Origin of the sequence: Pseudocitrobacter cyperus (assembly GCF_039889165.1) — a bacterium.
GTDB classification, from domain to species: domain Bacteria; phylum Pseudomonadota; class Gammaproteobacteria; order Enterobacterales; family Enterobacteriaceae; genus Pseudocitrobacter; species Pseudocitrobacter cyperus.
Map to the genome: position 1 here is coordinate 63,315 of NZ_JAYMYY010000004.1, position 20,570 is coordinate 83,884.

The window sequence follows — 20,570 nt, forward strand, 5'->3', positions numbered from 1 at the left end:
AACTTAGCCCTGCTGAGACGACTGAATCGCGGTCAGAGCGATGGTATAGACGATATCGTCAACCAGCGCGCCACGGGACAGGTCGTTAACCGGTTTGCGCATACCCTGCAGCATCGGCCCGATGGAGATCAGGTCGGCAGAACGCTGTACCGCTTTGTAGGTGGTGTTACCGGTGTTCAGATCCGGGAAGATGAACACGGTAGCGCGACCCGCAACCGGAGAGTTCGGCGCTTTGGATTTCGCAACGTCAGCCATAACTGCAGCATCATATTGCAGCGGGCCGTCGATCATCAGGTCAGGACGTTTTTCCTGCGCCAGACGCGTCGCTTCACGTACTTTCTCAACATCACTACCTGCACCAGAGGTACCGGTGGAGTAGGAGAGCATCGCTACGCGCGGTTCGATACCGAAGGCAATCGCGGAGTCAGCGGACTGAATCGCGATTTCTGCCAGTTGTTCTGCGGTCGGATCCGGGTTGATTGCGCAGTCGCCGTAAACATAAACCTGTTCTGGCAGCAGCATGAAGAACACGGAAGAAACCAGCGAGCTGCCCGGTGCGGTTTTGATCAACTGCAGCGGTGGACGGATGGTGTTTGCAGTGGTGTGTACTGCACCTGAAACCAGACCGTCAACTTCGTCCTGCTCCAGCATCAGGGTGCCGAGAACAACGTTGTCTTCCAGTTGCTCACGGGCAACCGCTTCGGTCATCCCCTTGCTCTTACGCAGTTCGACCAGGCGAGCAACGTAGCTTTCACGTACCACTTCCGGGTCAACGATTTCGATGCCTGCGCCCAGTTCAACGCCCTGAGCCGCCGCAACGCGGTTGATTTCATCCGGGTTGCCCAACAGCACGCAGGTCGCGATACCGCGTTCTGCGCAGATAGCTGCGGCTTTAACGGTACGCGGTTCGTCACCTTCCGGCAGCACTACGCGTTTGCCCGCTTTGCGAGCCAGTTCGGTCAACTGATAGCGGAACGCTGGCGGAGACAGACGACGGCTGCGCTCAGAGGTCGCAGTCAGAGAGTCGATCCAGTCGCTGCTGATCTGGCTTGCTACGTATTCCTGAACTTTCTCGATACGCTCGTGATCGTCCACCGGAACTTCCAGGTTGAAGCTCTGCAGACTCAGGGAGGTCTGCCAGGTGTTGGTGTTGACGATAAATACCGGCAGGCCAGTCGCAAAAGCACGTTCGCACAGCTTGTTGATGCGCTCGTCCATTTCATAACCGCCAGTCAGCAGGATAGCGCCGATTTCAACGCCATTCATCGCGGCCAGGCATGCTGCAACCAGCACGTCAGGACGGTCAGCGGAAGTCACCAGCAGTGAGCCTGGACGGAAGTGTTCCAGCATGTGCGGGATGCTGCGCGCACAGAAGGTAACAGACTTCACGCGGCGGGTGTTGATGTCGCCTTCGTTGATGATGGTTGCGTTCAGGTGACGAGCCATGTCGATTGCGCGGGTTGCAATCAGATCGAAGCTCCACGGAATAGCGCCCAACACCGGCAGGGTGCTGTTTGCTTTCAGTTGTGCCGGATCGATTTTAACGATTTTCGCGCGGGAAGAGTCGTCAAAGATTTCGGACAGATCGGGACGAGTACGGCCCTGTTCATCAACCGGCGCATTCAGTTTGTTAACTATGTAGCCGGTGATGTTGGTGTTTTTCGCACCGCCAAAGCTGTTACGAGTCAGTTCGATACGTTCGTTGATCTGTTCCTGAGTGTCGGTGCCCTGAGAGGTCACGAAGACGATTTCCGCGTTCAGCGTTTTCGCGATTTCGTAGTTCAGAGACTGGGCAAACTGATGTTTGCGCGTCGGAACCAGGCCTTCAACCAGAACCACTTCCGCATCTTTGGTGTTCGCGTGGTAGTTGGCGATGATCTCTTCCATCAGCACATCTTTCTGATTGCTGGAAAGCAGAGACTCAACGTGGCTCATCTTCAGCGGCTCGGCGGCCGGCAGAGAAGAGTTAGCACGGACAATGCTGGTGGTCTGGTCAGGTGCATCGCCGCCGGCACGTGGCTGAGCGATAGGTTTGAAGACGCTCAGACGAACGCCTTTACGTTCCATAGCACGGATAACGCCCAGGCTGACGCTAGTCAGGCCGACGCTGGTTCCGGTTGGAATAAGCATAATAATACGGGACACGGTTTATCCTCTTTTGCTCGCTGTCGCCCATTCGGGCGGACACAAAACAGCACCGCCAGCATTGCTGGCGGTGTGGAATCAGGCGGTCAGACGGTTGGCGTCTTGCGCGATAACCAGCTCTTCGTTGGTTGGGATCACAACAGCAGGGCGGGTGCCTTCTTTGTTGATGAAGCCAGATTTACCAAAACGCGCGGCCAGGTTACGTTCGTGATCAACTTCGAAGCCCAGAACGCCCAGTTTACCCAGGGAGAGCTCGCGAACCATTGCGGCGTTTTCACCGATACCACCGGTGAAGACAACAGCGTCCAGACGACCATCCATCAGCGCAGTGTAAGAGCCGATGTATTTCGCCAGACGGTGGCAGTAAACGTCCATTGCACGTTTAGCGTCCGCTTTTTCCTGATAGTTGTCTTCAACATAACGGCAGTCGCTGGTGACTTCGGTCAGACCCAGCAGGCCAGACTCTTTGGTCAACATTTTGTTGATAGCGTCAACGCTCATGCCCAGGGTGTCGTGCAGGTGGAAGATGATAGCCGGGTCGATGTCGCCGGAGCGCGTACCCATAACCAGACCTTCCAGCGGCGTCAGACCCATAGAGGTGTCAACGCATTTGCCGTTACGGATGGCAGAAACAGAACCACCGTTGCCCAGGTGGCAGGTGATGATGTTCAGTTCTTCAACCGGCTTGTTCAGCATTTTTGCCGCTTCCTGAGTCACGAAGAAGTGGCTGGTGCCGTGCGCGCCGTAGCGACGAACGCCGTGCTCTTTGTACAGGCTGTACGGCAGGGCGTAAAGGTAAGACTCTTCCGGCATAGTCTGATGGAACGCGGTGTCGAACACAGCCACGTTTTTGTCTTTCAGATTTGGGAAGGATTTCAGCGCTTCGGCGATACCGATCAGGTGAGCCGGGTTGTGCAGCGGAGCAAAAGAGGCAGAGTCTTTGATGCCCTGAATAACGGATTCGTCGATAACAACGGAGCTGGTGTACTTCTCGCCACCGTGCACGATACGGTGACCAATCGCAGTCAGTTGTGCAGACAGTTCTGGTTTTTGTGCCAGAATAGTGTTAACGATAAAGTTCAGCGCTTCACTGTGAGCGGCGCCTGCACCTAAAGCCGCTTCTTGTTTGCTGCCGTCCATTTTCCATTTGATGCGTGCTTCAGGAAGGTGGAAACATTCGGCCAAACCAGAGAGGTACTCGTCACCGTTCAGTGCATCGATGATGGCAAATTTCAGTGAGGAGCTACCGCAGTTCAGAACCAGTACTAACTTACTCGACATGGAAGTACCTATTTATGATACGTGGCTAAAAAAACGTCAGGAGTCACAAAGCGTAGCGCAGGATGAGACTGACATTTATGATTAACATCATGCCTGAATCGATTTTGAGGCAGGATGGAAGAAATACATATTGATTCTAAGTCATTTTGCATATTTTTCAGCCAATGGCAGAATATGCGATAATTTGACGGACTGGACGAGATAGACTAGCCCTCATCTCAGGCTGGCACAGGATACCCGATCGTAGGGTTTATTCCAAAATGTTTTGAACGTTGTCATGCTCAGTTGTGGATTTGCACGATTTTTTTAATTTTTATATGTGAAGTTGAGGTAAGCCATGTCGACTCCCGAAAATAGCCCGGTCAGTTTTTTCAGTTTGTTCCGCCGGGGACAGCACTATTCTAAGACGTGGCCGCTGGATAAACGCCTCGCACCGGTCTTCATCGAAAACCGCGCGATTCGTATCACTCGCCACGCTATCCGCTTTATGCCGCCCGTTGCGGTTTTCACCCTGTGCTGGCAAATCGCCCTCGGCGGTCAGCTTGGCCCGGCGGTCGCCACCGCACTGTTTGCGCTAAGCCTGCCGATGCAGGGGCTTTGGTGGCTCGGCAAGCGCTCCGTCACGCCATTACCCCCGTCAACCTTACAATGGTTTTATGATGTGCGCGGTAAATTACAGGACGCCGGACAGGCTCTCGCGCCGGTCGAAGGAAAGCCTGATTACCAGGCTCTGGCTGACACGCTTAAGCGCGCCTTCAAACAACTGGATAAAACTTTCCTTGATGATTTGTAATTAGCCATCAAAAACGCATATAAAAGAAGGCACAACGTTTGTGTCTTTTTTTATGCTGCAAAGCGCAACAGGAGTCGAAAAAATGGAAATGACCCATGCTCAACGTCTGATTCTGTCTAATCAGTACAAGATGATGACTATGCTTGATCCCGACAACGCAGAACGTTATCGCCGTCTGCAGACGATTGTCGAGCGCGGTTTTGGTCTGCAAATGCGCGAACTGGATCGCGACTTCGGTGAGTTAAAAGAAGAGACCTGTCGCATTGTTATCGACATCATGGAGATGTACCACGCGCTGCACGTCTCGTGGGCCAATCTGAAGGATGCCGACACCATCGACGAACGCCGTGTCACCTTCCTCGGTTTCGATGCGGCGACAGAAGCCCGCTTCCTGAGCTATGTGCGCTTTATGGTGAATGTGGAAGGTCGCTACACCCACTTTGACGCGGGGACGCACGGCTTTAACGCGCAGACGCCGATGTGGGAGAAATATCAGCGCATGCTTAACGTGTGGCACTCTTGCCCGCGCCAGTATCACCTGAGCAGCAACGAAATTAATCAAATTATTAATGCCTGATGGAGGTGCCTGTGCAGTGTAAAGGTTTTCTGTTTGATCTCGATGGTACGCTGGTGGATTCCCTGCCGGTGGTAGAACGTTCCTGGTGTAGCTGGGGCGATCGCTTCGGTATTTCTCATGATGAAATCCTCGGTTTTATCCACGGCAAACAGGCGATCACTTCGCTGCGCCACTTTATGCCCGGGCAATCTGAAGAGTCGATCCAGGCCGAATTTACTCGCCTTGAACAGATTGAAGCCAGCGATACGGATGGCGTTCGGGCGCTGCCTGGGGCGATAACGTTGCTTGAGACGCTCAACGCGCAAAATATCCCCTGGGCTATCGTGACTTCGGGCTCTGTTCCTGTTGCCCATGCGCGCCACAAGGCCGCTGGTCTGCCGATGCCGGAAGTGTTTGTTACCGCAGAGCGCGTTAAGCGTGGTAAGCCGGAACCGGATGCCTATCTGCTGGGGGCCGAACTGTTGGGCCTGGCGGCAAAAGAGTGCACCGTAGTAGAGGATGCTGAAGCGGGTGTGCTTTCCGGCCTGGCGGCTGGATGTCATGTTATTGCGGTGAATGTTCCTGCCGGCGCATCACGTCTTGATGAAGCCGATTACGTTTTGACCACGCTTGAGTCGCTTGATGTCGCTAAACAGCCTGATGGCATCGTGGACGTCGCATTAAAAGCATAAACTTATGATTTAGCCCCGTATCATAGGGGCTAATTTCTGCCATCATATCAATACTTATCACTTATCTTTCTGACAAGGATGTGTTGTGAACGGTGAATTGATTTGGGTGCTCTCACTGCTGGCGATTGCGGTGGTGCTTTTCGCAATGGGCAAAGTGCGCATGGATGCAATCGCACTGCTGGTCATTGTGGCCTTTGTACTGAGCGGTACCCTAACGTTAAGTGAAGCCTTCTCGGGTTTTAGCGACCCCAACGTTATTCTGATTGCTGCCCTTTTTATTATCGGCGATGGCCTGGTGCGCACGGGCGTTGCCACCAATATGGGGGCGTGGCTGGTTAAGGTTGCGGGCAGCAGCGAAACCAAAATGCTGGTCTATCTTATGCTGACCGTGGCTGGACTCGGTGCGTTTATGAGTTCTACCGGCGTGGTCGCTATCTTTATTCCTGTGGTGCTCAGCGTCTCTCTGCGCATGAATATCTCACCGTCGCGCCTGATGATGCCGCTCAGCTTTGCCGGGCTTATCAGCGGTATGATGACGCTGGTGGCGACCCCGCCAAACCTGGTGGTCAACAGTGAACTTCTCCGCGAAGGGTTGCACGGTTTTGGCTTTTTCAGCGTCACGCCGATAGGCCTCGTGGTGCTGTTGCTCGGCATCGTCTATATGTTGCTGATGCGCTTTATGTTCAAAGGTGATGATCCCTCAGCCTCTCGCGATGGCGGCAAACGCAGTTCGTTTCGCGATCTAATTAAAGCTTATCGCCTGACGGGGCGCGCGCGTCGTCTGGCTATCCGCCCCGGTTCGCCCATGATTGGCCAACGCCTTGATGACCTGAAATTGCGTGAACGTTATGGTGCGAACGTTATCGGCGTTGAGCGCTGGCGTCGTTTCCGTCGGGTGATTGTCAACGTCAACGGGGTCTCTGAATTTCGCGCCCGCGACGTGCTGCTGATTGATATGTCGGCGGCGGATGTCGATCTGCGCGAGTTTTGCGCCGAGCAGATGCTTGAGCCAATGGTGCTGCGTGGGGAATATTTTGCCGATCAGGCGCTCGATGTGGGGATGGCGGAAGTGTCATTGATCCCGGACTCTGAGCTACTGGGTAAAACGGTGCGCGAAATTGCGTTCCGTACCCGCTACGGTCTGAACGTCGTGGGGATGAAACGCAACGGCGAGGCGCTGGATGGTTCGGTTGTGGACGAGCAGCTCGAGCTTGGCGATATCATTCTGGTTGTCGGTAACTGGAAGCTAATCAACCAGTTGGCGCAGAAAGGGCGCGATTTTGTGGTGCTCAATCTGCCGGTGGAGGTGAGCGATGCTTCCCCTGCGCACAGCCAGGCGCCACACGCGATTTTCTGCCTGGTACTGATGGTTGCGCTGATGCTGACCGATGAGATACCAAACCCGATTGCGGCGATCATCGCCTGCCTTTTAATGGGGAAATTTCGCTGCATTGATGCGCAAAGTGCCTATAAATCGATTCACTGGCCAAGCATTATTTTGATTGTCGGGATGATGCCGTTTGCGCTGGCGTTACAGAAAACCGGTGGCGTGGATCTGGTGGTGAAAGGGCTGATGGATATCGGCGGCGGGCAGGGGCCTTACCTGATGCTGGGTTGTTTGTTCGTCATGTGCGCCACCATTGGGTTGTTTATTTCCAACACGGCGACGGCGGTGTTAATGGCGCCGATTGCGCTGGCGACGGCAAAATCGATGGGCGTGTCGCCTTATCCCTTCGCGATGGTGGTGGCGATGGCTGCATCGGCGGCCTTCATGACGCCGGTTTCGTCACCGGTGAACACGCTGGTGTTGGGGCCAGGAAAATACAGTTTCAGTGATTTTGTGAAGATTGGTGTACCGTTCACCATTCTGGTGATGATAGTCAGTGTACTGCTGATCCCGATGCTGTTCCCGTTCTGAGCCGTGGTGATTGCCGGGTAAGCGTTTACGCTATCCGGCAATCACCGCTTGCATCAAAGCGGCGAGTCGGTGCTTATCTCATCCAGTGACAAATGAAAGCTCGGCACAAACACATCCATAAAGTAATCCATCTCTTCACTGCGGCGTTCAGAGAGCGTTTTCTCCAGACGGCCCTTTGCCAGTAAAAACTCGTTATTTCCGGCGGACAACTCTTCCAGGCACTTCAGATAAGCGCACAGCGCGTCGGCCTGCTTGACCAGCGATTTCTCTTCCTCGCTGTACTGATGCTCATCGATCAATGGCGCAAAAATATCCTGTAGCTCTTCTGGCACCATTTCGACCAGTTTCTGCTGGGCAATCTTTTCGATGGCCTTATATTCCTGGGCGATCTGTGAGTTGAAGTATTTCACTGGGGTCGGTAGATCACCGGTAAGCACTTCAGACGCATCGTGATACATCGCCAGTAGCGCAATGCGCTCGGCGTTAACTTTCCCGCCAAATTTACGGTTTTTGATGGCAGCCAGCGCGTGGGCAACCATCGCCACCTGCAAACTGTGTTCAGAGACGTTTTCCGTGCGCACGTTACGCATCAGCGGCCAGCGGTTGATTAATTTCAGGCGGGAGAGGTGGGCAAAAAAATGACTCTGATTCATAACAACCCTTACTCGGTAACATCAGTAAGGGTCATTGTGCGCAGAGATGACTGCCGGATGCAAATCCGGCCAGTGTTTTACGCCTGACGGTAGCCCGACAGGAAACGGCCAAAGCGGGTGATCGACATTTCCAGATCGTCAAGGCGCGGCAGAGTGACGATTCGCACGTGATCCGGCCACGGCCAGTTGAATGCGGTACCCTGAACCAGCAGTACTTTCTCCTGCAGCAGGAAATCGAGCACCATTTTCTGATCGTCGTGGATGTTGAAGCGTTTCGCATCAATTTTCGGGAACATATAGAGCGCGCCGTCAGGCTTAACGCAGGAAACGCCAGGGATCTCGTTGATGAGCTCCCACGCGCGGTTGCGTTGCTCATACAGGCGACCGCCCGGGACGATAAATTCGCTGATACTCTGATAGCCGCCGAGCGCTGTCTGGATAGCGTGTTGTGCCGGAACGTTCGCGCACAAACGCATGGAAGCCAGCATTTCCAGCCCCTCAATATACCCTTTAGCGTGTTTTTTCGGCCCGTTAAGTACCATCCAGCCCTGGCGGAAGCCCGCGACGCGGTAGGTTTTTGACAGGCCGTTAAACGTCACGGTCAGTAAATCAGGCGCCAGTGCAGCGATAGAGTGGTGCTGGGCGTGATCGTAGAGGATCTTATCGTAGATTTCGTCGGCAAAGATAATCAGATTATGTTCGCGGGCGATCTCAACGATCTCCTGCAGCAGCTCTTTTGAGTAAACCGCGCCGGTTGGGTTATTTGGGTTAATAATCACGATTCCGCGCGTGCGTGGGGTGATTTTGGCGCGGATATCGTCGAGATCGGGGAACCAGCCTGCGGATTCGTCACACAGATAATGCACCGCTTTGCCGCTGGAAAGCGACACGGCCGCCGTCCACAGCGGGTAGTCTGGTGCGGGAACCAGCATTTCATCACCGCTATTCAGCAGTGCCTGCATTGCCTGCACAATGAGTTCAGATACGCCATTGCCGATATAAATATCTTCTACCGTCACGTCACGCATACCGCGCGCCTGGTAGTGCTGCATGATGGCTTTGCGGGCAGAGTAGAGCCCTTTGGAATCGCAATAACCTTGCGCTGTTGGCAGGTTGCGGATCACATCAACCAGAATTTCATCCGGCGCGTCAAACCCGAAAGGAGCCGGGTTGCCGATGTTGAGTTTCAGAACTTTGTTGCCTTCTTCCTCAAGGCGTTTGGCCTCTTTCAGAACCGGGCCACGGATGTCATAACAGACGTTGTCTAACTTACTGGATTTTTCGATGGGGGACATGAACCTTAACCTTTTTCGCTGTTATCGCCACTCCCTGCCATGGAAGTCAGCCCGGAATAATGTACTCCCCATTACCGGGGTTTTGAAGGGTCAACAGGAGAAGATTTTGTCCTTTTTAAGGTTTTAGTGCATTGTTTTTCTCTATGGATTCGCGATGTGAATGATTGTATGTTTTGTTAATCCACGTCTTTGTGGTTCCTTATGTTGATCTTGTATGGATTTGTGGTTGTTTTGTCTAATTAAAAACCAAACAGTTAAAGCAGGCGTAAAAAGTGCCGTGATATACTTTAGCAATGCTTTAGTAATATTAATTGTGAATGAAAACATAAAACGTAGTCATCATGGCTAATACATTTCTCTGTAAATTCAGTGTTAATCATTGTTAATGAACGTCTGAGGGCTACATTAATGTTTTATTTTAAATTGCAAAGTAATCATTAAGAATTGTTAGTTTTATTAAAGCATTCTGATTTTAATGGGGTTTTTGTTTTGAGATCTTACTTATTAATACTTATAAATATAATGGTTTTGGGTTAGGATATTGATGTTAACGCAGAGTTTCATTCAACAAACAGGTTGATGATTATCGCTATAAACATGACAACACACTGTAATTAAACAGTTTTTAAACGTTTGTTCCATTCCGGTATTATTGGCGTATCAGCGTTATATTGATTCGTTATCTGTCCGGTTTTTTTGCACGAGCTCACAGAATGGTACTGAGAAAAATAGTCTCACGCCTGATGAAAAACACTTAATCGCAGAGGGGACTGTCACCCGATGGGAGGCAGACAATTTTAATGTAATATCGCTTCGTCAGGCAGTTTTTCGGTTGTTTCATACCGAGGAATGAGCTTTTAAAAGGATTGGCCTGATTTTAGAGCGCAGCATCAATAAGGCAGGTTCGCTTTAGCGGCCTGTGCGAGTGAATAATATGATAAATGCAAATCGTCCGATACTGAATCTCGACCTCGATCTGCTGAGAACCTTTGTTGCGGTCGCTGATTTAAGCACTTTTGCCGCAGCAGCAGCAGCCGTCTGTCGTACCCAATCCGCCGTTAGTCAGCAAATGCAACGGCTTGAACAACTTGTTGGCAAAGAACTTTTTGCCCGCCATGGCCGTAACAAGCTGTTGACCGAGCACGGCATCCAGCTTTTGGGCTATGCGCGGAAAATACTGCGCTTTAATGATGAAGCCTGTACTTCGCTGATGTTCAGTACCCTACAAGGGCAGTTGACCATTGGTTCATCTGATGAATCTGCCGATACCATCCTGCCGTTTTTATTAAACCGTATTAGCTCCGCCTGGCCGAAGCTTGGGCTGGATGTGCGGGTGAAACGACACGCGGACATGGCCGACATGCTCCACAAAAATGAAGTTGATATGGTACTCACCACGCACCGTATTGACGCTTTTCATTCTACGGTGTTGCGCACCTCGCCAACGCTCTGGTATTGCGCCGCAGAGTTCGCCCTACGTCCGGGGGAGCCGGTTCCGCTGGTTCTTCTCGACGACCCAAGCCCCTTCCGCGATATGATCATCTCGACGCTGGATGCCGCAAAGGTGCCATGGCGTCTGGCGTATGTGGCGTCCACGCCATCTGCGGTGCGGGCGGCAGTCAAAGCGGGGTTGGGCGTAACCGCGCGCCCGGTAGAGATGATGAGCCCAGAACTGCGCGTACTTGGACGAGCAGATAAGATGCCAGTGTTGCCAGACACTGAATATTTACTAAGCTGTAATACGCAGAACCCCAATGAATTAATGCTAATGATCTTCCAGTCGGTAGAGACCAGTATCACGCCCTGGGCGCAAAGCACTGTCTATACCCTCGAAGGAGGAGATAATTCCCCTGGTGAGGATGAGGTCATTGAGTAACATTCTTGCAGAAAACTGGTAACAAATTGTAAGTGCAAAAAAGAGCCACTGGCCTGTAAAAATGTGCCAGTGGCTTTTTTTTCATCTGTGCTTAAGTATTTTGCAATTACTACCGATTACTATTGTTAATACTATCAGTGCATTATTAGGGGAGTTGTTGATCAATCGGGTAATAGTGATCCACTTTTAACATATCCTGCTAATGTTAAAAAAACGGTTTTTTTGTTGCTGTTTTTTGGGTCGAATTAACAGAACCGTGTTGTAGATCAAGAAAATACTCCTCCAGGGGGGGAGGAATCGTGTGAAATTCCTGTCAAAATAGAAGGGTAATTAGTGTTATTGCACGAAAACGGACACGATTCACCAGCACTCAATCCGGAGGGTGACATGATTCGAAATGTCTCAAAGGGCACGTAATGTTAATGAAATGGAATTGATGTAAATTAATGTGATGAAACCTTTGTTAAAGTTGACAAAAGGTTATCGAAAGGAGTAAAAAACCTCAAATTTTTTCGGTCTATGCTCTGCTTCTGGCCGTTTTGCTGGTTTTTTAATCCTCCCCATGAATCGATGTAGCGTTCATATCTGCCAGTAAGAGCAGAGCCTTAAACGCCACTTATTTGGTAAAGCTTTGCGTATGTCAACATCCACTGAAATCATCGCTCATCATTGGGCTTTCGCTATTTTCCTGATCATCGCCATCGGCCTGTGCTGCCTGATGCTCATCGGCGGCTGGTATCTTGGCGGCCGCGCGCGCGCAAGAAGCAAAAACACGCCGTTCGAATCGGGGATCGACTCTGTAGGTACCGCACGCCTGCGTATGTCTGCGAAGTTCTATCTGGTCGCCATGTTCTTCGTCATCTTTGACGTGGAAGCGCTCTACCTCTTCGCCTGGTCAACCTCTATCCGCGAAAGTGGCTGGGTAGGGTTTGTCGAAGCCGCAATTTTCATTTTGGTGCTACTGGCTGGTCTGGTTTACCTCGTTCGTGTTGGCGCACTTGACTGGACGCCTGCGCGTTCTCGCCGCACCCTGGTTAACTCCGATACTGACAGCGTCACTAACCGTAATACGCAGTAAAAGCGAGGCAATAAGATGGATTATACGCTCACCCGCATAGATCCTAACGGTGAGAACGACCGTTATCCCCTGCAAAAACAAGAGATTGTTACCGATCCCCTGGAGCAGGAAGTTAACAAAAGCGTGTACATGGGCAAGCTTGAACACGCGATGCACGATATGGTCAACTGGGGTCGCAAAAACTCAATCTGGCCTTACAACTTTGGTCTCTCTTGCTGCTACGTTGAGATGGTGACGTCATTCACGGCTGTGCATGACGTGGCGCGTTTTGGTGCGGAAGTTCTGCGTGCTTCCCCGCGTCAGGCTGACCTGATGGTGGTAGCGGGAACCTGCTTTACCAAGATGGCCCCGGTTATTCAGCGCCTGTACGAACAGATGCTGGAGCCGAAGTGGGTTATCTCCATGGGGGCCTGCGCCAACTCCGGCGGCATGTACGATATTTACTCTGTCGTGCAGGGCGTCGATAAGTTTATCCCGGTTGATGTTTACATCCCAGGCTGCCCGCCGCGTCCGGAGGCCTATATGCAGGCGCTGATGCTGCTGCAGGAGTCTATCGGTAAAGAGCGCCGCCCGCTGTCGTGGGTGGTGGGCGACCAGGGCGTTTATCGCGCCAACATGCAGTCGGAACGCGAGCGTAAACGCGGCGAACGAATTGCAGTGACGAATCTGCGCACGCCTGACGAGATTTAATTTGCGCCTGCGGGCGGGATAAAAACTTCGCAAATCAATCTACTACAACGCGAAGCCCTGTCAGCAGTCACCACGGACCTTTTGCAATGGTGAACAATATGACCGATTTAACCGCGCATGACGCAGCCGTTTGGCTTACCCGCGATCACCTTGATGATCCGGTCATCATGGAGCTGCGCAACCGTTTTGGGCCGGATGCTTTTACCGTTCAGGCGACCCGCACCGGGGTTCCCGTCGTTTGGGTCAAGCGCGAACAACTGCTGGAAGTCGGCGACTTCCTGAAGAAACTGCCTAAGCCTTACGTCATGCTGTTTGATTTACACGGCATGGACGAACGTCTTCGCACGCACCGCCAGGGTTTGCCCGCGGCGGATTTTTCCGTTTTCTATCACCTGATCTCCATTGAACGTAATAGCGATATTATGCTCAAGGTGGCCTTGTCTGAAAACGACCTCAACGTGCCGACCTTCACCAAGCTTTTCCCGAACGCCAACTGGTATGAGCGTGAAACCTGGGAGATGTTTGGCATTACTTTCAATGGCCACCCGAATCTGCGTCGCATCATGATGCCGAATACCTGGGAAGGCCACCCGCTGCGTAAAGATTATCCGGCGCGCGCTACCGAATTTGATCCGTTTGAACTGACCAAAGCCAAACAGGATCTGGAGATGGAAGCGCTGACCTTCAAACCGGAAGAGTGGGGGATGAAGCGCGGGACTGAAAACGAGGACTTTATGTTCCTCAACCTCGGCCCGAACCACCCGTCTGCGCACGGTGCATTCCGTATTATCCTGCAGCTTGATGGCGAAGAGATCGTCGACTGCGTGCCGGACGTGGGCTACCACCACCGTGGCGCGGAGAAAATGGGTGAGCGCCAGTCCTGGCACAGCTACATTCCGTATACCGACCGTATCGAGTACCTTGGTGGTTGCGTCAACGAAATGCCATACGTACTGGCCGTTGAAAAACTGGCGGGGATCACTGTACCGGAGAGGGTTAACGTTATTCGCGTGATGCTCTCCGAACTGTTCCGCATCAACAGCCACCTGCTCTATATCTCTACGTTTATTCAGGACGTCGGCGCGATGACGCCGGTATTCTTTGCCTTTACCGATCGTCAGAAAATCTACGATCTGGTGGAAGCGATTACCGGTTTCCGTATGCACCCGGCTTGGTTCCGCATCGGCGGCGTAGCGCACGACCTGCCGAAAGGCTGGGATCGCCTGCTGCGCGAGTTCCTGGAGTGGATGCCGAAGCGTCTCGACTCTTACGAGAAAGCTGCGCTGCGTAACACCATCCTGATTGGCCGCTCTAAAGGCGTTGCTGCCTATACCGCGAAAGAAGCGCTGGAGTGGGGCACCACCGGTGCTGGCCTGCGCGCGACCGGTATCGGCTTCGACGTGCGTAAATGGCGTCCGTATTCTGGCTATGAAAACTTTGACTTCGAAATCCCGACCGGCGGTGGCGTTTCTGACTGCTACACCCGCGTGATGCTGAAAGTGGAAGAGCTGCGCCAGAGCCTGCGTATTCTTCAGCAGTGCCTCGACAACATGCCGGAAGGCCCGTTCAAAGCGGATCACCCGCTGACCACGCCGCCACCGAAAGAGCGCACGCTGCAACATATCGAAACCCTGATCACCCACTTCCTGCAGGTTTCCTGGGGCCCGGTCATGCCGGCGCAGGAGTCGTTCCAGATGGTGGAAGCGACCAAGGGTATTAACAGTTACTACCTGACCAGCGACGGCAGCACCATGAGCTACCGCACCCGTATCCGCACGCCGAGCTATGCGCACCTGCAGCAGATCCCGTCGGCTATTCGTGGCAGCCTGGTATCAGACCTTATCGTCTATCTGGGTAGTATCGATTTTGTTATGTCAGACGTGGACCGCTAATTATGCACGAGAATCAACAACCACAAACCGAGGCTTTTGAGCTGAGTGCGGCAGAGCGTGAAGCGATTGAGCACGAGAAGCACCATTACGAAGACCCGCGTGCGGCGTCCATCGAAGCGCTGAAAATCGTTCAGAAACAGCGCGGCTGGGTGCCGGACGGCGCAATCCACGCGATCGCCGATGTGCTGGGTATTCCGGCAAGCGACGTCGAGGGCGTGGCAACGTTCTACAGCCAGATCTTCCGCCAGCCGGTAGGCCGCCACGTGATCCGCTACTGCGACAGCGTGGTGTGTCACATCACCGGTTATCAGGGGATCCAGGCGGCGCTGGAGCAAAAGCTCAACATCAAACCGGGGCAGACGACTTTTGACGGTCGCTTTACGCTGCTGCCGACCTGCTGCCTGGGGAACTGCGATAAAGGGCCGAACATGATGATTGATGAGGATACTCACAGCCATCTGACGCCGGAAGCCATTCCTGAACTACTGGAGCGGTATAAATGAAAAACGTTATCCGTACTCCCGAAACGCATCCGCTGACCTGGCGTCTGCGTGATGACAAACAGCCCGTGTGGCTGGACGAATACCGTAGCAAAAACGGCTATGAAGGCGCGCGTAAAGCGCTGCTGGGGCTCTCCCCGGATGAAATCGTCAATCAGGTGAAAGACGCCGGCCTGAAGGGGCGCGGCGGCGCAGGCTTTTCCACTGGCCTGAAGTGGAGCCTGATGCCGAAAGACGAATCCATGAATATCCGTTACCTGCTGTGTAACGCCGATGAAATGGAGCCGGGCACCTACAAAGACCGTCTGCTGATGGAGCAACTGCCGCACCTGCTGGTGGAAGGCATGCTCATTTCTGCATTTGCGCTGAAAGCGTATCGCGGCTACATCTTCCTGCGTGGTGAATACGTTGAAGCGGCGGTGCATCTGCGTCGTGCGATTGCTGAAGCAACCGAAGCGGGTCTGCTTGGCAAAAACATCATGGGCACCGGGTTTGATTTCGAGCTGTTTGTGCACACCGGGGCAGGGCGTTACATCTGCGGTGAAGAAACGGCGCTGATCAACTCGCTGGAAGGGCGTCGTGCCAACCCGCGTTCCAAGCCGCCGTTCCCGGCGACCTCTGGCGCGTGGGGCAAACCGACCTGCGTTAACAACGTGGAAACCCTGTGCAACGTTCCCGCGATTCTCGCCAACGGCGTGGAGTGGTACCAGAACATCTCTACAAGCAAAGATGCGGGTACCAAGCTGATGGGCTTCTCCGGTCGGGTGAAAAATCCGGGCCTGTGGGAACTGCCGTTCGGCACCACCGCGCGTGAAATCCTCGAAGATTACGCGGGCGGCATGCGTGATGGCCTGAAATTCAAAGCCTGGCAGCCAGGCGGCGCGGGGACTGACTTCCTTACCGAAGCGCACCTCGACCTGCCAATGGAGTTCGAAAGCATTGGTAAAGCAGGCAGCCGTCTGGGTACGGCGCTGGCGATGGCCGTCGACCATGAAATTGGCATGGTAGGCCTGGTGCGTAACCTGGAAGAGTTCTTCGCCCGTGAGTCCTGCGGCTGGTGTACGCCATGCCGTGATGGCCTGCCGTGGAGCGTGAAAATTCTGCGCGCGCTGGAGCGTGGCGAAGGTCAACCGGGCGATATCGAGACACTTGAGCAACTGTGTCGATTCCTGGGCCCGGGTAAAACATTCTGTGCGCACGCACCTGGCGCGGTAGAGCCGTTACAGAGCGCGATTAAATACTTCCGCGAAGAATTTGAAGCGGGCATCAAGCAGCAGTTCAGCAATACCCATGCGATCCATGGGATTCAGCCGAACCTGCTTAAGACGCGCTGGTAAGAGACCCTTACCCCTCACCCTAACCCTCTCCCCAAAGGGGAGAGGGGATGAGCCGGAACCGCTTTTCTCCCTCTCCCCTTTGGGGAGAGGGGCGGGGTGAGGGGAATGATTTCGATTAACGCTCAGTCCCTGACTGGGCCAACTGGAAGCATGCTAATGGCTACAATTCATGTAGACGGCAAAGAATATGAGGTCAACGGGGCGGACAACCTGCTACAGGCGTGTCTCTCCCTCGGCCTTGATATTCCGTACTTTTGCTGGCATCCGGCGCTGGGCAGCGTCGGCGCTTGCCGCCAGTGTGCGGTGAAGCAATACCAAAACGCGGAAGACACGCGTGGCCGCCTGGTGATGTCGTGTATGACACCGGCCACCGATGGCACCTTTATCTCTATTGATGACGACGAAGCGAAGCAGTTCCGTGAAAGCGTGGTCGAGTGGTTGATGACCAACCACCCGCACGACTGTCCGGTCTGTGAAGAGGGCGGGAACTGCCACCTTCAGGATATGACCGTGATGACCGGCCACAGCTTCCGTCGCTACCGTTTCACTAAACGTACCCACCGCAATCAGGATCTGGGGCCGTTCATCTCGCACGAAATGAACCGCTGCATCGCCTGCTATCGCTGTGTGCGTTACTACAAAGATTATGCGGACGGCACCGACCTGGGCGTGTATGGCGCGCACGACAACGTCTACTTCGGTCGCCCGGAAGACGGTACGCTTGAGAGCGAGTTCTCCGGCAACCTGGTGGAAATTTGCCCGACCGGCGTATTCACCGACAAAACGCACTCCGAGCGTTACAACCGTAAATGGGATATGCAGTTTGCGCCGAGCATCTGCCAGCAATGTTCGATTGGCTGTAACACCAGCCCGGGCGAGCGCTACGGCGAACTGCGTCGTATCGAAAACCGTTACAACGGTACCGTAAACCACTACTTCCTCTGCGACCGTGGTCGTTTTGGCTATGGCTACGTGAACCTGAAAGACCGTCCACGTCAGCCGCTGCAACTGCGCGGCAGCGACGTCATCACCCTCAACGCCGAGCAGGCGATGCAGGGCGCGGCGGATATTCTGCGTCAGTCGAAGAAAGTGATTGGTATCGGCTCCCCGCGCGCCAGCGTGGAAAGCAACTTCGCGCTGCGTGAACTGGTGGGTGCGGAAAACTTCTATACCGGCATCGCGAAAGCGGAGCAGGAACGTTTGCAACTGGCGCTGAAAGTGCTGCGTGACGGCGGTGTGCATACGCCTGCGCTGCGTGAAATTGAGTCTTACGATGCGGTGCTGATTCTGGGCGAAGATATTACCCAGACCGGCGCACGCGTGGCGCTCTCTGTTCGTCAGGCGGTGAAAGGTAAAGCACGCGAAATGGCGGCGGCGCAGAAAGTGGCCGACTGGCAGATTGCGGCAATCCTCAACATCGGCCAGCGCGCGAAGCACCCGCTGTTTGTCACCAACGTCGATAACACCCGTCTGGATGACATTGCGGCGTGGACGTATCGCGCACCGGTTGAAGATCAGGCGCGCTTCGGTTTTGCCATTGCTCATGCCCTGGATAACAGCGCGCCGGCAGTAGACGGTATCGATCGCGACCTGCAGAACAAAATTGACGTCGTGGTTCAGGCACTGGCTGGCGCGAAGAAACCGCTGATTATTTCCGGTACCAACGCCGGAAGCGCGGACGTCATTCAGGCGGCAGCAAACGTCGCGAAAGCGCTGAAAACGCGTGGTTCTGATGTTGGCATCACCATGGTTGCCCGCGCGGTGAACAGCATGGGCCTCGGCATGATTGGCGGCGGCTCTCTTGATGACGCACTGAACGAGCTGGAAAGCGGCGCGGCAGATGCGGTTATCGTGCTGGAAAACGACCTGCACCGTCACGCTTCCGCCAGCCGTGTGGATGCCGCGCTCTCTAAAGCGCCGCTGGTGATGGTGATTGACCATCAACGCACGGCGATTATGGACAAAGCGCACCTGGTGCTGCCAGCGGCGAGCTTTGCCGAAAGCGACGGTACGGTTATCAACAACGAAGGCCGCGCACAGCGCTTCTTCCAGGTTTATGACCCGGCCTATTACGACAGCAGCACCGTGATGCTGGAAAGCTGGCGCTGGCTGCACTCCCTGCACAGCACCGTGCAGAGCCGTGAAGTGGACTGGACGCAGCTTGACCATGTGATTGACGCGGTTGTCGAAAAACTGCCGCAACTGGCAGGCATCAAAGATGCTGCGCCGGACGCGACCTTCCGCATTCGCGGCCAGAAACTGGCGCGTGAACCGCACCGTTACAGTGGCCGTACCGCGATGCGCGCCAACATCAGCGTGCACGAACCACGTCAGCCGCAGGATAAAGACACCATGTTCGCCTTCTCGATGGAAGGGAACAACCAGCCAGGCGCGCCGCGCTCGCAAATTCCGTTTGCATGGGCACCGGGCTGGAACTCCCCGCAGGCATGGAACAAGTTCCAGGCCGAGGTGGGTGGTCATCTGCGTCACGGCGATCCGGGTGTGCGTCTGATTGAAGCGTCTGAAAGCGGTCTCGATTACTTCACCACCGTTCCGGCAAGCTTCCAGGCGGAAGAGGGTAAATGGCGTATCGCGCCGTACTACCATCTGTTCGGTAGTGACGAGATGTCACAACGTTCTCCGGTCTTCCAGACGCGTATGCCGCAACCGTATATCGCCCTTAACCCGGCGGATGCGGCGAAACTTGGCGTTAACGCGGGCGCGAAAATCGCCTTCGGCTATGACGGTCAAACCGTCACGCTGCCGCTGGTGATTTCCGAAGGTCTGACGGCAGGGCAGGTTGGCTTACCGATGGGGTTACCTGGCATCGCTCCGGTGCTGGCAGGTGGACGTCTTGAAAATCTGCAGGAGGCACAGCAATGAGTTGGTTAACACCGGATCTGATTGAGATCCTGCTCACTATTCTCAAGGCGGTGGTCATCCTGCTGGTGGTTGTCACCTGCGGCGCGTTCATGAGCTTTGGCGAACGTCGTCTGCTCGGTCTGTTCCAGAACCGTTACGGGCCGAACCGCGTAGGCTGGGGCGGCTCGCTCCAGTTAGTGGCGGACATGATCAAGATGTTCTTTAAAGAAGACTGGATCCCGAAATTCTCGGATCGCGTCATCTTTACTCTGGCGCCGATGATCGCCTTCACCTCGCTGCTGCTGGCCTTTGCGATTGTGCCGGTGAGCCCGACGTGGGTGGTGGCTGACCTGAACATTGGTATTCTGTTCTTCCTGATGATGGCGGGGCTGGCGGTTTACGCCGTTCTGTTCGCAGGCTGGTCGAGCAACAACAAATACTCGCTGCTGGGCGCGATGCGCGCATCTGCCCAGACGCTGAGCTATGAAGTGTTCCTCGGGCTCTCCCTGATGGGCGTGGTGGCGCAGGCCGGTTCATTCAACATGACCGACATCGTCAACAACCAGGCCGACATCTGGAACGTGATCCCGCAGTTCTTTGGGTTTGTTACCTTCGCTATCGCGGGCGTGGCGGTGTGTCACCGTCACCCGTTCGACCAACCCGAAGCCGAGCAGGAACTGGCCGATGGTTACCACATTGAATATTCCGGTATGAAATTCGGTCTGTTCTTCGTGGGGGAATACATCGGTATCGTGACCATTTCGGCCATGATGGTGACGCTGTTCTTCGGTGGCTGGCAAGGCCCGTTCTTACCGCCGTTCATCTGGTTCGCGATCAAAACCGCGTTCTTCATGATGATGTTCATTTTGATTCGCGCTTCATTACCGCGTCCGCGTTATGACCAGGTAATGTCCTTCGGCTGGAAAATTTGCCTGCCGCTGACGCTCATCAACTTGCTGGTAACGGCGGCTGTCATTCTCTGGCAGCAGCCATAAGGGGCGA

16 protein-coding genes are annotated in these 20,570 nt (G+C 54.2%); 12 read left to right on the forward strand and 4 right to left on the reverse strand.

Annotation, left to right across the window (positions count from 1 at the left end; all coding sequences use genetic code 11):
* Positions 1-3 precede the first annotated feature (3 nt).
* Positions 4-2,145, reverse strand: a complete 2,142-nt coding sequence (pta, locus tag VSR74_RS14245) for a phosphate acetyltransferase (protein ID WP_347795317.1) — start codon at positions 2,143-2,145, stop codon at positions 4-6.
* A 78-nt stretch (positions 2,146-2,223) separates the two neighbouring features.
* Positions 2,224-3,426, reverse strand: coding sequence for an acetate kinase (gene ackA, locus VSR74_RS14250; protein WP_347795318.1), 1,203 nt, complete (start codon positions 3,424-3,426; stop codon positions 2,224-2,226).
* A gap of 337 nt (positions 3,427-3,763) precedes the next feature.
* Between ackA and yfbV the strand changes: the two genes are divergently transcribed.
* The 4 genes from yfbV to VSR74_RS14270 all read left to right on the forward strand — a co-directional run bounded on the left by yfbV (position 3,764) and on the right by VSR74_RS14270 (position 7,385).
* On the forward strand, positions 3,764-4,219 hold the full coding sequence (gene yfbV / locus VSR74_RS14255) for a terminus macrodomain insulation protein YfbV (RefSeq protein WP_347795319.1): 456 nt from the start codon (positions 3,764-3,766) through the stop codon (positions 4,217-4,219).
* 82 nt (positions 4,220-4,301) lie between these two features.
* Positions 4,302-4,796 (forward strand): YfbU family protein, encoded by a 495-nt coding sequence (locus VSR74_RS14260; RefSeq protein WP_347795320.1) that lies wholly within the window; start codon positions 4,302-4,304, stop codon positions 4,794-4,796.
* 11 nt (positions 4,797-4,807) lie between these two features.
* Entirely contained in the window at positions 4,808-5,467 is a 660-nt protein-coding gene (locus VSR74_RS14265; protein WP_347795321.1) for a sugar phosphatase, read from the forward strand.
* Positions 5,468-5,552: 85 nt separating this feature from the next.
* Positions 5,553-7,385 (forward strand): SLC13 family permease, encoded by a 1,833-nt coding sequence (locus VSR74_RS14270; RefSeq protein ID WP_347795322.1) that lies wholly within the window; start codon positions 5,553-5,555, stop codon positions 7,383-7,385.
* Positions 7,386-7,438: 53 nt separating this feature from the next.
* On the opposite strand, the gene yfbR is transcribed toward VSR74_RS14270, so the two are convergent.
* Positions 7,439-8,038 carry a 5'-deoxynucleotidase gene (gene yfbR / locus VSR74_RS14275; protein WP_347795323.1) on the reverse strand — a complete coding sequence of 200 codons (600 nt, stop codon included), beginning with the start codon at positions 8,036-8,038 and terminating at the stop codon, positions 7,439-7,441.
* A 77-nt stretch (positions 8,039-8,115) separates the two neighbouring features.
* Positions 8,116-9,333 (reverse strand): alanine transaminase AlaA, encoded by a 1,218-nt coding sequence (gene alaA / locus VSR74_RS14280; RefSeq protein WP_347795324.1) that lies wholly within the window; start codon positions 9,331-9,333, stop codon positions 8,116-8,118.
* Between the two features lie 934 nt (positions 9,334-10,267).
* On the opposite strand from alaA, the gene lrhA reads away from it, so the two are divergent.
* The 8 genes from lrhA to nuoH all read left to right on the forward strand — a co-directional run bounded on the left by lrhA (position 10,268) and on the right by nuoH (position 20,563).
* Positions 10,268-11,209, forward strand: coding sequence for a transcriptional regulator LrhA (gene lrhA, locus VSR74_RS14285; protein ID WP_347795325.1), 942 nt, complete (start codon positions 10,268-10,270; stop codon positions 11,207-11,209).
* Between the two features lie 631 nt (positions 11,210-11,840).
* Entirely contained in the window at positions 11,841-12,287 is a 447-nt protein-coding gene (gene nuoA, locus VSR74_RS14290; protein WP_347795326.1) for an NADH-quinone oxidoreductase subunit NuoA, read from the forward strand.
* Positions 12,288-12,302: 15 nt separating this feature from the next.
* Positions 12,303-12,977 carry an NADH-quinone oxidoreductase subunit NuoB gene (gene nuoB, locus VSR74_RS14295; protein WP_015963653.1) on the forward strand — a complete coding sequence of 225 codons (675 nt, stop codon included), beginning with the start codon at positions 12,303-12,305 and terminating at the stop codon, positions 12,975-12,977.
* A gap of 86 nt (positions 12,978-13,063) precedes the next feature.
* Positions 13,064-14,869, forward strand: a complete 1,806-nt coding sequence (gene nuoC, locus VSR74_RS14300; RefSeq protein ID WP_347795327.1) for an NADH-quinone oxidoreductase subunit C/D — start codon at positions 13,064-13,066, stop codon at positions 14,867-14,869.
* 2 nt (positions 14,870-14,871) lie between these two features.
* The gene (gene nuoE, locus VSR74_RS14305; protein WP_015963655.1) at positions 14,872-15,372 is read left to right on the forward strand and encodes an NADH-quinone oxidoreductase subunit NuoE; all 501 of its coding nucleotides are present in this window, start codon (positions 14,872-14,874) and stop codon (positions 15,370-15,372) included.
* Positions 15,369-16,706: an NADH-quinone oxidoreductase subunit NuoF gene (nuoF, locus tag VSR74_RS14310; RefSeq protein WP_347795328.1), complete on the forward strand. Its 1,338-nt coding sequence runs from the start codon at positions 15,369-15,371 to the stop codon at positions 16,704-16,706. The genes nuoE and nuoF overlap by 4 nt, the downstream gene beginning before the upstream one ends.
* A 156-nt stretch (positions 16,707-16,862) precedes the next feature.
* Entirely contained in the window at positions 16,863-19,589 is a 2,727-nt protein-coding gene (gene nuoG, locus VSR74_RS14315) for an NADH-quinone oxidoreductase subunit NuoG (RefSeq protein WP_347795329.1), read from the forward strand.
* Positions 19,586-20,563, forward strand: coding sequence for an NADH-quinone oxidoreductase subunit NuoH (gene nuoH / locus VSR74_RS14320; protein ID WP_015963658.1), 978 nt, complete (start codon positions 19,586-19,588; stop codon positions 20,561-20,563). Before nuoG ends, nuoH begins: the two co-directional genes overlap by 4 nt.
* The last annotated feature ends 7 nt before the right edge of the window (positions 20,564-20,570 follow it).